Source organism: Amnibacterium setariae (genome assembly GCF_003581425.1).
GTDB lineage: Bacteria > Actinomycetota > Actinomycetes > Actinomycetales > Microbacteriaceae > Amnibacterium > Amnibacterium setariae.
In genome coordinates this window covers 119,594-133,032 of record NZ_QXTG01000003.1, presented here as the reverse complement: position 1 = coordinate 133,032, position 13,439 = coordinate 119,594, and the positions used below count along the sequence as shown (strand labels likewise).

General features: G+C 75.2%; 15 protein-coding genes. 8 read left to right on the top strand and 7 right to left on the bottom strand.

Annotated features, from left to right (window positions below):
* Window positions 1-51: 51 nt before the first annotated feature.
* The 4 genes from D1781_RS16350 to D1781_RS16335 all read right to left on the bottom strand — a co-directional run bounded on the left by D1781_RS16350 (window position 52) and on the right by D1781_RS16335 (window position 4,151).
* Complete coding sequence (locus D1781_RS16350; protein ID WP_119483581.1) at window positions 52-306, bottom strand: hypothetical protein; 255 nt, start codon at window positions 304-306, stop codon at window positions 52-54.
* A 65-nt stretch (window positions 307-371) separates the two neighbouring features.
* The gene (locus tag D1781_RS16345; RefSeq protein WP_119483580.1) at window positions 372-1,421 is read right to left on the bottom strand and encodes an aspartate-semialdehyde dehydrogenase; all 1,050 of its coding nucleotides are present in this window, start codon (window positions 1,419-1,421) and stop codon (window positions 372-374) included.
* The gene (locus D1781_RS16340; RefSeq protein ID WP_119483579.1) at window positions 1,421-2,704 is read right to left on the bottom strand and encodes an aspartate kinase; all 1,284 of its coding nucleotides are present in this window, start codon (window positions 2,702-2,704) and stop codon (window positions 1,421-1,423) included. Before D1781_RS16340 ends, D1781_RS16345 begins: the two co-directional genes overlap by 1 nt.
* A 73-nt stretch (window positions 2,705-2,777) precedes the next feature.
* On the bottom strand, window positions 2,778-4,151 hold the full coding sequence (locus D1781_RS16335; protein WP_119483578.1) for a polysialyltransferase family glycosyltransferase: 1,374 nt from the start codon (window positions 4,149-4,151) through the stop codon (window positions 2,778-2,780).
* Window positions 4,152-4,215: 64 nt separating this feature from the next.
* On the opposite strand from D1781_RS16335, the gene D1781_RS16330 reads away from it, so the two are divergent.
* Window positions 4,216-5,316, top strand: a complete 1,101-nt coding sequence (locus tag D1781_RS16330; RefSeq protein WP_119483577.1) for a glycosyltransferase family 2 protein — start codon at window positions 4,216-4,218, stop codon at window positions 5,314-5,316.
* Between the two features lie 16 nt (window positions 5,317-5,332).
* Here the strand turns inward: D1781_RS16330 and D1781_RS16325 are convergent, their stop codons facing one another.
* The 3 genes from D1781_RS16325 to D1781_RS16315 are packed head-to-tail and all read right to left on the bottom strand — an operon-like array spanning window position 5,333 to window position 8,911.
* Window positions 5,333-6,163 carry an alpha/beta fold hydrolase gene (locus D1781_RS16325; RefSeq protein WP_119483576.1) on the bottom strand — a complete coding sequence of 277 codons (831 nt, stop codon included), beginning with the start codon at window positions 6,161-6,163 and terminating at the stop codon, window positions 5,333-5,335.
* A 60-nt stretch (window positions 6,164-6,223) separates the two neighbouring features.
* Window positions 6,224-6,823 carry a recombination mediator RecR gene (gene recR, locus D1781_RS16320; RefSeq protein ID WP_119483575.1) on the bottom strand — a complete coding sequence of 200 codons (600 nt, stop codon included), beginning with the start codon at window positions 6,821-6,823 and terminating at the stop codon, window positions 6,224-6,226.
* Between the two features lie 3 nt (window positions 6,824-6,826).
* Window positions 6,827-8,911: a DNA polymerase III subunit gamma and tau gene (locus tag D1781_RS16315; protein WP_119483574.1), complete on the bottom strand. Its 2,085-nt coding sequence runs from the start codon at window positions 8,909-8,911 to the stop codon at window positions 6,827-6,829.
* Window positions 8,912-9,051: 140 nt separating this feature from the next.
* Here D1781_RS16315 and D1781_RS16310 point away from each other — a divergent pair, with 140 nt between their 5' ends.
* The 7 genes from D1781_RS16310 (at window position 9,052) to D1781_RS16280 (ending at window position 13,438) form a co-directional block, all read left to right on the top strand.
* Window positions 9,052-9,669: a dihydrofolate reductase family protein gene (locus tag D1781_RS16310; RefSeq protein WP_119483741.1), complete on the top strand. Its 618-nt coding sequence runs from the start codon at window positions 9,052-9,054 to the stop codon at window positions 9,667-9,669.
* 157 nt (window positions 9,670-9,826) lie between these two features.
* A complete protein-coding gene (locus tag D1781_RS16305; RefSeq protein WP_119483573.1) occupies window positions 9,827-10,255 on the top strand; it encodes an Asp23/Gls24 family envelope stress response protein in 429 nt (142 codons plus the stop codon).
* Entirely contained in the window at window positions 10,252-10,443 is a 192-nt protein-coding gene (locus tag D1781_RS16300; protein WP_119483572.1) for a hypothetical protein, read from the top strand. The genes D1781_RS16305 and D1781_RS16300 overlap by 4 nt, the downstream gene beginning before the upstream one ends.
* Window positions 10,440-10,796, top strand: coding sequence for a hypothetical protein (locus tag D1781_RS16295; RefSeq protein WP_147392131.1), 357 nt, complete (start codon window positions 10,440-10,442; stop codon window positions 10,794-10,796). Before D1781_RS16300 ends, D1781_RS16295 begins: the two co-directional genes overlap by 4 nt.
* The gene (locus tag D1781_RS16290) at window positions 10,793-11,368 is read left to right on the top strand and encodes a hypothetical protein (protein ID WP_119483570.1); all 576 of its coding nucleotides are present in this window, start codon (window positions 10,793-10,795) and stop codon (window positions 11,366-11,368) included. Before D1781_RS16295 ends, D1781_RS16290 begins: the two co-directional genes overlap by 4 nt.
* Complete coding sequence (locus tag D1781_RS16285; protein WP_119483569.1) at window positions 11,365-11,958, top strand: hypothetical protein; 594 nt, start codon at window positions 11,365-11,367, stop codon at window positions 11,956-11,958. Before D1781_RS16290 ends, D1781_RS16285 begins: the two co-directional genes overlap by 4 nt.
* A 133-nt stretch (window positions 11,959-12,091) precedes the next feature.
* Window positions 12,092-13,438: a protein kinase domain-containing protein gene (locus D1781_RS16280; RefSeq protein ID WP_158590145.1), complete on the top strand. Its 1,347-nt coding sequence runs from the start codon at window positions 12,092-12,094 to the stop codon at window positions 13,436-13,438.
* Window position 13,439: the final 1 nt, after the last annotated feature.

Sequence of the window (13,439 nt, the reverse complement as noted above, 5' to 3'; positions counted from 1 at the left end):
TGAAGGAGTTTTCCGAGCGCGGCTTGAGGATCTCCTTCGAAACGGAAGAGTTCAGAGCGTGGCGAAGGCCGCGCGGAGCACGTCCGCGCCCTCGCGGCCGAACCAGAGCAGCGCCAGCGCGACCGCGGCGGCCCCGGCGAGGACCAGCAGCACCGCGGCGGTCAGCCGTGCGCGGCGCAGCGGCGGCACGCGGTCGCGCCGGAACGCGAGCACGACGGAGGAGCCCGTCGCGACGACCATGACGCCGAGCCCGACGAGCAGCACGACGGCGTAGAACGCCCCCACCGCGAGCCAGAGCAGCACCACCGCTCCAGTGCATCACGCCCCGGGCCGCGGCGCCTCCCCCTTTCGGAGGGCGGCGTGACGGACCGTCAGCGGCGGGCGAGGTTCGCCGCCACCAGCTCCGCGATCTGCACCGCGTTCAGCGCGGCGCCCTTGCGCAGGTTGTCGTTGCTGACGAACAGCGCGAGGCCGCGGCCCTCGGGCGCGCCCTCGTCCCGGCGGATGCGACCCACGTAGCTCGGGTCCTTGCCGGCGGCCTCGAGCGGCGTCGGCACGTCGGTGAGCACCACGCCCGGGGCGTCGGCGAGCAGCTCGTGGGCGCGCTCGGGCGAGATCGGCTCGGCGAACTCCGCGTTGATCGAGAGCGAGTGCCCGGTGAACACGGGCACGCGCACGCAGGTGCCCGACACGAGCAGGTCCGGGATCGACAGGATCTTGCGGCTCTCGTTCCGGAGCTTCTGCTCCTCGTCGGTCTCGTCGCGGCCGTCGTCGACGAGGGCGCCCGCGAAGGGCACGACGTCGAAGGCGATCGGGCGCACGTACTTCGTCGGCTCGCCGAGGTCGACCGCGGAGCCGTCGTGGGTGAGCGCCTCGATGTCGCCGCTCTCGACGCCGCGGCGCACCTGGCCGGCGAGCTCCGCCACGCCCGCGAGCCCGCTGCCGGACACGGCCTGGTACGTGCTGACCGTCAGCCGGGTGAGGGTCGACTCGTCGTGCAGCACCTTCAGCACCGGCATCGCGGCCATCGTGGTGCAGTTCGGGTTCGCGACGATGCCCTTGCGCGCATCCGCGAGGGCCTCGGGGTTCACCTCGCTGACGACGAGCGGCACGTCCGGGTCCATCCGCCAGGCGCTCGAGTTGTCGATCACGATCGCGCCGGCGTCCGCGAACCGCGGCGCGAGGCTGCGGGAGGCCGTGGCCCCCGCGCTGAACAGGGCGACGTCGAGCCCGGAGGGGTCGGCCGTCGCCGAGTCCTCGATGACGATCTCCTCGCCGCGCCACGGCAGGGTCGACCCCGCGCTGCGCGCGCTCGCGAAGAAGCGCACCGACTCCACGTCGAGCCCGCGCTCGTCCAGCAGCCGCCGCATGACGGTGCCGACCTGCCCGGTCGCACCGACGATCCCGACCCGCAGCCCCATCAGCGCCCCGTTCCCGCGTACACGACTGCATCCTCGTCGCCGTCGAGCCCGAACGCCGAGTGCACCGCCAGCGCGGCGGCCCTGATCGAGTCGGCCCGGGTGACGACGGAGATGCGGATCTCGGAGGTCGAGATCATCTCGATGTTGATGCCCGCGTCGAACAGCGCGCGGAACAGCTGCGCGGAGACGCCCGCGTTCGTCCGCATGCCGGCGCCGACGAGCGCCAGCTTGCCGATCTGGTCGTCGTGCTGCAGGGACGCGAAGCCGAGCGTCGCCTGCTCGGACGACAGCGCGGTGAGCACCGACTGCGCCGAGGCCTTCGGCAGCGTGAACGAGATGTCCGTCAGGCCCGTCGCCGCGGCGGAGACGTTCTGCACGATCATGTCGATGTTCGCGCCGGTGCGGGCCACGGCCGTGAAGAGCTCGGCCGCCTTGCCCGGTTCGTCGCGGATGCCGACGACGGTGATCTTCGCCTCCGACAGGTCGGTGGCGACGCCGGCGATGACCGGTTCTTCCACTGGTGCTCCGTTCTCGTCGAGCCCCGGGCCGGCCGGGTTGTAGACGATGGTCCCCTGCTTGTTGCTGAAGGACGAGCGCACGTGCAGCGTCACGCCGTGGCGGCGCGCGTACTCCACGGCGCGGATGTGCAGGACCTTCGCGCCGGCGGCGGCGAGCTCGAGCATCTCCTCGCTGGTGATGCGCGGCACGGCGTGCGCGCGGGGCACGATGCGCGGGTCGGCGGTGAAGATGCCGTCGACGTCCGTGTAGATCTCGCAGACGTCGGCGTCGAGCGCCGCGGCGAGCGCGACCGCGGTCGTGTCGGAGCCGCCGCGGCCGAGGGTCGTGATGTCGCCGGTGCCGCGGTTGAAGCCCTGGAAGCCGGCGACGATGGCGATCGATCCCTCGTCGAGCGCCGCGCGGACGCGGCCGGGCGTCACGTCGACGATGCGGGCGGCGCCGTGCTGCGCGTCGGTGATCATCCCCGCCTGGCTGCCCGTGAAGGAGCGCGCGTCGTGGCCCATGCTCTTGATCGCCATCGCGAGCAGCGCCATCGAGATGCGCTCGCCCGCGGTGAGCAGCATGTCGAGCTCGCGCGGCGCCGGCAGCAGCGTCACCCGGTGGGCGAGGTCGAGCAGGTCGTCGGTCGTGTCGCCCATCGCGGAGACCGCGACGACGACCTCGTTGCCGGCCTTGCGCGTCTCCACGATCCGCTTCGCGACGCGCTTGATGCTCTCGGCGTCCGCGACGGAGGAGCCGCCGAACTTCTGGACGATGAGCGCCACGGAGGACCTTCCACTGACTGCGGCGCCCGGATCCGGCGCCGGAACATGGTACCGGCGCCCCGTCGCTCCCCCGTCAGCGGCCGGCCGCGACGGCCCAGGCCTCGCGGGCGCGCCGCGCCGTCAGATACGCCTGCCGCAGGGCCGGGACCCGGGAGGCGCTCCGGCGCACCCGGCTCGCGAGCGACGGCTCCGGCGCGGGCAGGTCCGCCACCAGCCGGCGGAGCCGCTCGAGGCCGACGTAGCGGCGGAGCACGGCGGCCTGCCCGGGCGCCAGCGCACGGACCGCGGCGTCGTGCACCCCGAGCTGCTGCTCGAGCGTGCCCGGCTGCATGCTGATCGCGGTCACGGCGGCGACGAGGTCGACGAGCACCGGATCGGGCTCGGCGGGCCGGAGGGCGCCGCCGCCGAGCGGCACCGACTCGTTCAGCAGGTCCGCGAGCACGATCGCCATCCGGTTGCTGTTCTGGTACGGCCGCAGCCGCTGCAGCACCGCCGCGGCGCCCACCGACACCGTGCGGATCCCCATGGCGCGGGCCGTGAGCAGCGCCGTCGAGAAGCAGCTCACGACGAGCGCGACGTCGAGCGCCGAGAAGAGCGTCTCGACCAGCCCGCTCGTCGGCAGCAGCCGTACGTCGTGCCCCTCGGCCGCGAAGCCGGCGACCACCGCCGCGGTCGCGTGCGCCGCGGCCTTCGGGTGCGCCCGCACGAGCACCGGCCGGCCGGGGAGCTGCTCGGTGGCGACGCGGATCATCCGCGACAGCAGCTCGGCGTCCTCCTCCGCGGTGAGCAGCCCGAGGTCGGCGAGGTACTGCCCGACGACGACCGCGACCGGGCCCTCGACGGGCGGCGCGTCGACCCGCCCCACGGACTCGAGCACCCGCAGGAACCCGTCGAGCGGGAACGAGCGGTACTCGGGCCCGAACTCGCGCAGCACCCAGGGCTGCAGGCCGGGCACGAGGTCGAGGTGCACGACCTCGTCGACGCGGTCGCCGACGAGCGCCGGGATGCCGATGCGGGTCGGCCCGTAGGTCATCAGGCCGTCCGCGTAGACCGAGATGCGGGCGTGCTCGAACAGCCGGACCAGGGACGCTGACGCGGTGCCGTGGATCGACTCCACCCACAGCCGGTGCTCCTCCCCCTCGTCGATGCCGCACGCGGCATGCAGCTGCGCGGCGGCGAGCCGGGCGGCGTGCGTGCCCGGGCTCGGCGACCAGCCGTGCGGGTGCTCGGGCGCGATGAGGTCGTTCAGGTGGACGACCCGGCCGAACAGCCGCAGCAGCGGCGCGTACTCCGGCAGCTCGTGCACCGCGGGCACGGCCTCGAACGCCTGCACGGTGTTCGCTACGAGGAGCACGCGGTCCTCCGGCGAGCCGGTGTCGAACCGCTCGATGATCGCGGCGACGCCGCACAGCCCGAACCCGGTGGAGACCTCGAAGACGTGACGCACGGGGCGGACCGTAACCCCCGCCGGTTACCGGCGGTCCACCGTCCGGCAACCATCCGGTGACACGGTGGCCGCCCTCGACCTCCACCGGAAGGCGCCCTACCGCGTGACCCAGGCCCCTCGGCTCTCCGTCGTCGTCCCGCTGCGCGACGTGGCCCCGTACCTGCCGACGCTGCTCGCCACCCTCGCCCGCACCGAGCGGCAGGACGTCGAGCTGCTGTTCGTCGACGACCACTCGCAGGACGCGACGCCCGACATCGCGGCGGCCGCGCTCGGCGGCTTCCCGCTCGCGCGGCTGCTGCACCTCGACGCGACGACCGGTCTCTCGGCGGGCCGCAACCGCGGGCTCGCGGAGGCGACCGCTCCCGTCGTGACGTTCCTCGACGGCGACGACTGGATCGCTCCGCGCTACCTCGACGAGGCCCTTGCGCGCTTCGAGGAGCGCGACGTCGACGTGATGCGCGTCGACCACACGCGGGTCACGGGCAACCGCCGCGACGTCGTGCGGAACCCGATCGGGGTCCGCGGCCGGCCCGTCGACGTCCGCGAGCACGTCCTGCCGGTGCACCGGCCGTCGATCGTCGACTTCCCGACGGCGTGGGGCGGCTTCTACCGCCGGTCGTTCCTCCTCGAGCACGGCCTGACGTTCGCGGAGGAGCTGCTGACCGCTGAGGACCGCGACTGGTGGTGGCGCGTCCTGCTGTCCGGCGGCCGCGTCTCGTTCGAGGACCTCAACGGCTACCGCTACCGGCGCGGCGTCACGACCTCGCTCACGCAGATCGGTGACGCACGGCAGCTGCACTACTTCGACTCGCTCGAGCGGTCGCTCGTCGCCGTGTCGGCCGACCGCGAGGCGGAGCGGTTCCTGCCGAAGCTGTGGCGGGGCTACCTGGCGATCCTGCTGTCGCAGCACCGGCGGGCCGCGCGGCTGCTGCCGGCCGTGCGGCAGGAGCAGGCGCGTCGCAACGCCGACGTGCTGGCGCGGGTGCCCCGGCCGCTGCTGCACCGCATCCTGATCCAGATGTCGGGCTCCGACGTCGAGGTGCTCCGCACGCTCGGGCTCGCCGTGCCGGACCCGGAGGTGCTGCAGCTCGGGAAGCGGCGCGCGCCCGCGGACCTCGTCCCGGACGTCGACCCCGACGCCGGGTCGGGCGGCGCCGTCCGCTGAGGGGCGTCGCCCGCCGCTACGCGGCGCGCAGGAACGGGATCAGCGCGCCGTTGACCGCGTCCGGGGCCTCCTCGGCGGGGTAGTGCCCGGCGTCCCGCGCGACGACCGAGTGCACGCGGGAGACGGAGTGCGCGAGCGCCTCGGCGACCTGGCCGCCGCGACCGAACCGGCCCGCGATCGCCAGCCCGGGCATCGGCAGCCGGCGGCGCACCGCGCGCCGGACGGCGACGGCGTCCTCCTGCGCCGACCGGTAGAGCGCGAGGGTCGAGGCGAGCCGGTCGTCGGTGGCGTAGGCGCTCATGTACCCGACGTGCGCGTCGAAGTCGAGGCCGGCGGGGCCGGCGCTGCCGCCGAGGTAGGCGTCGACGGTCGCGTCGAGCCGACCGGCGAGCAGCCGCTCGGCCACGCCCTCCGGCGCCGTGAACAGCGGGAGGTGCCAGGAGGGGTACGAGTCGGACTCGTGCGCCTCCACCTCGATGCCGGGCGACACCTCCTCCTCGACGGCGATCGCGGCGACGCGGCCGGGCTGCGCCGCCGCCATGAGCAGCGCGATCGTCGCGCCGACGTCGTGGCCGACGACCGCGAACCGGCGCACCCCGATCGCGTCGAGCGCCGCGAGCACCTCGTCCGCGAGCGTCGCCTTCGCGTGGCCCCCGCGTCCGGACGACGCGTCGCCGAGCCCGCGCGCCTCGACCTCGATCGTCCGGTACCCGGCGCGGAGCAGCACGGGCACGACGTGCCGCCAGTGCAGCGCGGTGACGGGCCAGCCGTGCAGCAGGACGACGGCCGGGCCGTGCCCGGCGTCCGTGAGGGAGATGGTGGTGCCGGCGCCGATCGGGACGAGCATGCGCGATCGTAACGCCGGACCCGCACGCCGCCGCGCTGCGACGCGACCGCGTCGGGCGGGCTAGTGCTCGACCAGGCGACGGCCCTCGAAGGCGCGGCCGAGCGTGACCTCGTCCGCGTACTCCAGGTCGCCGCCGACGGGCAGGCCGGAGGCGAGGCGGCTGACGGGCACGGCCATCGTCTTCAGCAGGCGGGAGAGGTAGGTCGCGGTCGCCTCGCCCGTCATGTTCGGGTCGGTCGCGATGATGACCTCCTGCACCTCGCCGTCGGCGAGCCGCTGGACGAGCTCGCGGATGCGGAGGTCGTCGGGGCCGATGCCGTCGATGGGGCTGAGCGCGCCGCCGAGCACGTGGTAGAGCCCCCGGTACTCGCGGGTGCGCTCGATCGCGGCGACGTCCTTCGGCTCCTCGACGACGCAGATCGTCGCCCGGTTCCGGCGCGCGTCGCGGCAGATGCCGCAGCGGTCCTGGTCGGCGACGTTCCCGCAGAGGGAGCAGAAGCGGACCTTCTCCCGCACCTCGAGCAGGATCTCGCCGAGCCGGGAGACGTCGAACCCGCGGGTCTGGACGATGTGGAACGCGATGCGCTGCGCCGACTTCGGGCCGATGCCCGGCAGGCGGCCCAGCTCGTCGATCAGCTCCTGGACGATGCCTTCGTACATGGGCTACCGCACCTCGGTCGGGGTGATCACGGTCTCCTCGAGGAAGCTCGCACCGAGCAGCTCCCGCACCACGGCTTCGCCGTAGCGCTGGTGCTCGTCCGGGCGGATCGGCGGGACCGGTGTCGTGACGGCGGCAGGAGCCGGCTCGGGCTCCGCCGCCTCGGGCTCGGGCTCGGGCTCGGGCGCCGGCACGGGGACCGGAGCGCCCCAGCCGGCGGGCGGCAGGGGCTCGGAGACCACCGGGACGACCGGCGGCGCGGGCGGGGCGACGTCCGGCGCCGCGGCCCGCACCGGCACCGGCGCGACCGGGGCGCGACGCGGCTCCTCGTCCTCGTAGGGGTCCGGGGGCGGCACGTCGTCGGGCGGCACGTCCTCCGCGGGCGGGTCCGCCACGGGCGCGGTCGCGGCCGGGGTCGTCTCGGCCCGGCCCGCGCCGCCGTCGACGCGCGGCAGGAACTTCACGCGGACGCCGAGCACCTCGAGGATCGCGGTGCGGAGCACCTCGCTCACCCCGCCGCCGGTCTGGGCGGGCCGCTTGAAGCCCTCGACGTCGCTGCGGCTGACGAACGCGAGCGTGAGCACGTCGTCCTGCAGCGCCAGCGGGTAGGAGGTGTAGACGACGGCCCAGGCGCTGCGCTTCGCGCGCTGCACGGTCTCGAGGACCTCGGGCCAGGCGTCGCGGACGTGCTGGATCGTGAGCGGCGCCCCCGCCGGGCGCGCCGGCTGGGGCGCGGGCACGTCGGTCGCGGCGGCGGGCGGGGTCGCCGCCGCAGCGGCGGGCCGCGCGGGCGGGACCGGGGCCGAGGGCGGCGGCACGTCGAACGACGGCGGTCGGACGACCGGCGCCGCGTCCGCCGCCGGACGGGCGGGCGTCGCGACCGGTGCCGCCGGTGCGGCGGCCCGGGCGGGCGCCGACGCGGAGGGCGCGGCCTCGACGCCGACCCGGCGCTCGAGCCGCTCGATGCGCGTCGCCGCGGCGCCGATGTCGGTCGCGGGCACGAGCATGCGCGCGACCATGAGCTCGAGGTGCAGCCGCGGCGAGGTCGCCCCGACCATCTCGTCGAGCGCGTCGCTGATCGTGTCGGCGATGCGGGAGAGCTCGGCCGTGCCGAAGCGCTGCGCCTGCACCGTGAGCGCGGCGAGCTGGTCGGCCGGCGCACCGCGGAGCACGCTCGCCGCCGCGTCGCCGGTGGCCGCGACCACGATGAGGTCGCGCATCCGCTCGAGCAGGTCCTCGACGAACCGCCGCGGGTCCTGCCCGGTCTGCACGATCCGGTCGACGGCCGCGAACGCGCCGGCCGCGTCGCCCTCCGCGACCGCGGCGACCACGTCGTCGATGAGCGAGGCGCTCGTGTAGCCGAGCAGCGCGGTCGCGCGCTCGTACTCGACCAGGTCGCCCTCCGACCCGGCGATCAGCTGGTCGAGCAGCGACAGGGTGTCGCGGGGGGACCCGCCGCCGGCCTTCACGACCAGCGGGAGCACGCCGGCCTCCACGCGCACACCCTCCTCCTCGCAGAGGTGCGCGACGTAGTCGAGCAGCTGCGCGGGCGCGACGAGGCGGAACGGGTAGTGGTGGGTGCGGGAGCGGATCGTGCCGATGACCTTCTCGGGCTCCGTCGTCGCGAAGATGAACTTCACGTGCTCCGGCGGCTCCTCCACGATCTTGAGCAGCGCGTTGAACCCCTGCGAGGTCACCATGTGCGCCTCGTCGAGGATGAAGATCTTGTAGCGGTCGCGGGCCGGGGCGAACACCGCCCGCTCGCGCAGGTCGCGGGCGTCGTCGACGCCGTTGTGGCTCGCCGCGTCGATCTCGACCACGTCGAGCGAGCCGCCGCCGTCGCGGCCGAGCTCCACGCAGCTCGGGCAGACGCCGCACGGCGTGTCCGTCGGGCCCTCGGCGCAGTTCAGGCAGCGCGCGAGGATGCGCGCGGAGGTGGTCTTGCCGCAGCCGCGCGGACCGCTGAAGAGGTACGCGTGGTTCACCCGGTCGGTCCGCAGCGCGGTCCGCAGGGGATCCGTGACGTGCGCCTGCCCGATCAGCTCGGCGAAGGTCTCCGGCCGGTAGCGGCGGTAGAGGGCGGTGACCACTGCACGAGGGTAACCGCGGGGTCGGACAGCGCCGGGCGTGTCCGCCGACCGCGATCGGGCCGGCCGGCGGCCGGCCGAGGTCGACGCTGGACCGCCGGGCCGAGCGGGTGGAGGATGCCGACGACCGCGAGGAGGCGCTGATGACGGGCAGGATCTCGATCGACCTGTTCCTGACGCTCGACGGCGTCGGGCAGGCCCCGGGCGGACCGGACGAGGACCCGAGCGGCGGCTTCGTCTGGGGCGGCTGGCAGGCGCCGTTCGAGGACGAGGTCGTCGGCGCCGCGGTGCTCGAGCGGATCGCGGGCATCGACGCCCTGCTGCTCGGCCGCAGGACGTACGACATCTTCGCGGCGTACTGGCCGCGCCACCTCGACGCGATCGGACGGCACCTGAACGCGATCCCGAAGTACGTCGCGTCGCGCTCGCCGCGGACGCTCGAGTGGGAGGGCGCGGTGCAGCTCGGGGCCGACGTCGCGGCGGAGGCGGCCGCGCTCCGGGACCGGCACGAGCGCGTGCACGTGATCGGCAGCCTCGACCTGGTGCGCACGCTGCTCGCGGCGCGGGCGTTCGACGAGCTCGCGCTCTGGATCTACCCGGTGGTGCTCGGGCAGGGGCGGCGCGCCTTCCCGGAGGGGGTCGTGCCGACGGGGCTGACCCCGCTCGCCCCGCCGCTCGCCGGCCCCACCGGCGCCGTCCTGCTGCGCTACGGGCCGGGCGCCGACCCGACCACGGGGCGGATCGAGTCCGGCGACGACTGAGGCCTCGTAGTTCCGTGCACTCGACGGGATCCGGGCTGCATTCGCTGTGAAGTCGCTGGGCGGCGTGAGGAAGTCCGCTCCGAAGCGCTCCTGCTCATCGAAGGGCGAGCAACAGCGGCACCCGGCCGCGGCCCGAGAACGAGTGAGGAGCGGATCCATGGCCTCCGCCACGGCTTCCCAGACCACGACCGGCGCGCTGAACACGGACACGTCGCACGGCACCACCACGGTCGACGACTCCGTCGTCGAGAAGATCGCGGGCATCGCGGCCCGCCAGGTCGCGGGCGTGCACGACCTCGGCGGCGGCGCCGCCCGCGCGATCGGCGCGATCCGCAACGTCATCGGCAACCAGGACCGGGGGCAGGGCATCTCGGTCGAGGTCGGCGAGAAGCAGGCCGCGGTCGACGTGACCGTCATCGCCGAGTACCCGGTGCCGCTGCACCGCGTCGCCGACGGCATCCGCTCCGCCGTCATCGAATCCGTCGAGGGCCTCGTCGGTCTCGAGGTGACCGAGGTCAACGTGACCGTCTCCGACGTCTTCATCCCGTCGGACGACGACGACGCCGACTCGGCGCGCGTCCAGTGACCACGACGCAGACGGCGATGGCCGTCGGAGCGGTGCTCGCCATCGTCGGCATCACGTTCAACTTCGGCGCCCTGGTCCTGGTCGCCCTCGCGATCGCGATCGGCTGGGTCGTCGGACGGATCCTCGAGGGGCGCCTCGACGTCAGCGAGATCGTCGCCGCCGTCCGCGGGCGCAGCAGCTCGTCATGAGCGATGCGGCACGCGGCCGCGACGTGATCAGCACGAGGGCGATGGAGGCGGTCGTCCGCGCGGTGACCGCCGAGGCGTTCGGCGTCGCGGCGAAGGCGGTCCAGGCCGACCTCGCCGACGACGGCGGGCGGCTCGCGCTCTCCGTGCGCACGCCCATCCGCCTCGTCTCGATCGACCGGCTCCAGCACGAGCCGTCGGCGCTCCAGCGCTCCGGCGGCAGCGTGCTCGAGCGGGCCGCCGCCGCGGAGCGGACCATCGCGGACCGCGTCAGCGACATCACCGGGACCGACGTCCAGCAGGTCGGCGTGCGGATCACCGCCGCCGACGTCACCAGGGAGAGGAGGGTGCGATGAGCACCGACACCGCGCTCGCCAAGCGCGTCGTCCGACGCGAGCTGCACTCCTCGCGATCCGGGGCCGCCGTGCTCGTCGCGCTGCTCGCGCTGATCGCCACGGCCTGGATCGGCACGGAGTCGGTGCTGGCCGCCCTCGGGCAGCCGGCGCTGCTGCTGACCCCGGCCGCGATGGCCGCCGGCGTCCGCGGCCTCGCGACCGTCCCCGCGGCGGGGCTGATCACGGCGGGCGCCGTGCTGGTCCTGCTCGGCCTCGTGCTGCTCGTGCTCGCGTTCGGCCCCGGCCGGCGCGGCAAGCACGTCGTGACCGGGCCGACCCCGACGGTCGCCGACGACGCGGTCCTCGCGTCGTCGCTGTCCCGCGCGGCGGCGGACGCCGCACGGCTGGACCCCGACCGGGTCGTCGCCTCCGTCGGCCGCCGCACCGCGACGGTCCGCCTCACGCCCACCACGGGCGTCCCCGTCGACCGCGGCGCCGTCCAGCGCGCCGTCGCCGAGCAGGCCGCCGCGCTGAACGTCCAGCCCGCGGTCCGCGCCCGGGTCGTCGTCGACCGGAAGGGGAAGGTGTCGTGAACGCCACCAACCGCGGCCTGAACCGCCTGTTCCTCGCGATCACCGGCCTGCTGCTGATCGCCGCCGGCGCCGTGCCGCTGGCGCTGGCGCTGGTGCCCGCCGTCGCCTCGCAGTGGCGCGCCACGGCGAAGGACCTCGCGTCCGGCGCACCCGCGTGGGTCGCGCAGCCGACGACGGGGAAGGCGAGCGCGCTCGTCCTCGGCGTCGCGGTCGTGGCCGTGATCCTGGTCCTGCTGCTCCTGGTCTTCATGATCCGGCGCGGCGGCGGCAGGACCGGCGCCGCGATCGAGCACCGCGGCGAGAGCGGGACCACCCGGATCGACCTCGCCGTGCCCCGGAGCCTGCTCGAGGAGCACCTCGGCTCCCGCGACGAGTTCGCGGGCGTGCGCATCGCCTCCTACGAGGTGCGGGGCACGCCGATGCTGGCGATCTCCGCGCGCTGCCGGCGCGGGGTCTCCCCCGCCGCCGCGGCCGAGCTGATCGGCCGCGCGGTGACCGACCTCGAGCGCATCCTCGGCACCGACGTGCCGACCCTGGTCCGGCTCTCGGGCGGGTTCCGCCTCGGCAGGGCTCCGGCCCGCGCCGTCTGACCGCACCGATCGCAGCGGGGTCGGGCGCCGTTCGCAGGACGGCGCCCGACCCCGCTGCCGCTGCGCTCGCGACGGGCGCGGGACCGGCCCGGTGCACCAGACTCGACCCGTCGACGGCAGCGGGGAGGACCGGTTGGACGCAACGGACCGACGGATCCCGGACGCGCTCTCCGAGCGGTACGTGCTGGGCCCGCGGATCGGCGGCGGCGAGACCTCGTCCGTGCACGTCGCCCACGACCGGCTGCTCGGCCGCCGCGTCGCGATCAAGCTGTTCGACGCGCCCGCGAGCTCCGTGGAGACGCTGCGCCGCCAGGAGCGCGAGGCCCGCCTCATCGCGTCGCTCGACCACTACGCGGTGACGACGCTGCTCGACGCCGGCGTCGAGACGGCGGACCCCGCGCGCCCGCAGCTCTACCTCGTGATGGAGCACGTCCCGGGCGGCGACCTGCGCCGGGTGCTGCGGTCCGGGCGCCTCACCTGGCAGCAGGTCGCGTGGCTCGGCCACGATCTCGCGGAGGCGCTCGACGCGGTCCACGCCGGCGGGTTCCTGCACCGCGACGTCACGCCGGCGAACGTCCTCGTCGCGACCCGCGACGCGGATGCGCGGCTGCGCCCGAAGCTCGCGGACTTCGGCTTCGCGACGGAGGTCGGGGCGCTCCCCGGGCCGGACCGCTCGGCGAGCGCGACGACCGCCTACCTCGCTCCCGAGCAGCTCGAGGGGGCGGAGCCGACGACCGCCTCGGAGGTGTGGTCGCTCGGGCTCGTCCTGCTCGAGGCGCTCACCGGGCGCCCCGACCCGTCGCAGGAGGACGTCGCCGTCGAGGGCGGGGAAGGCGCCGTCGCCGTGCTCGAGATCGTCCGCGCGATGACGCGGCGCGACCCGGCCGCGCGCACGACCCTGCGTCGCGCCGCCGCCGGGTTCCAGGACGCGGTGATGGAGGAGCAGGTCCGGCGGCGCGACGCGCGGGACCCGGGACCGGCGGCGTCCGAGGCCGCTCGCCTCGCCGCGCTGCGGCGCTACAACGTGCTGGACACGCCGCCCGAGAAGGGCTTCGACCGGGTCACCCGGGTCGTCGCCCGCACGCTCGACGTGCCCGTCTCGGCGATCGCGATCGTCGACGTGGACCGGGTGTGGCTGAAGAGCCGCCGGGGCGTCGACCGGGAGGAGTTCGACCGGCCCGTCGCGCTCGCGATGACCGCGGTCGACGGCGCGGACCGGCCCTGGTCGGTGCGGGACGCGCTGCAGGACCCCGCGACGGCGGAGCACCCGCTCGTCGCCGGTCCGCCGCACGTCCGCTCGTTCGCGGCGGCCCCGATCGTCACGCACGACGGGCACCGGCTCGGCGCGCTCTACGCGGCCGACGTCCGCCCGCGCGCCTTCACCGCCGGCGAGCTGGAGACGCTCGGCGACTTCGCCGCGATCGTGATGAACGAGCTCGAGCTGCGGCTCGCGAGCCGCAGGGCGCTCTTCGACCGCTGAC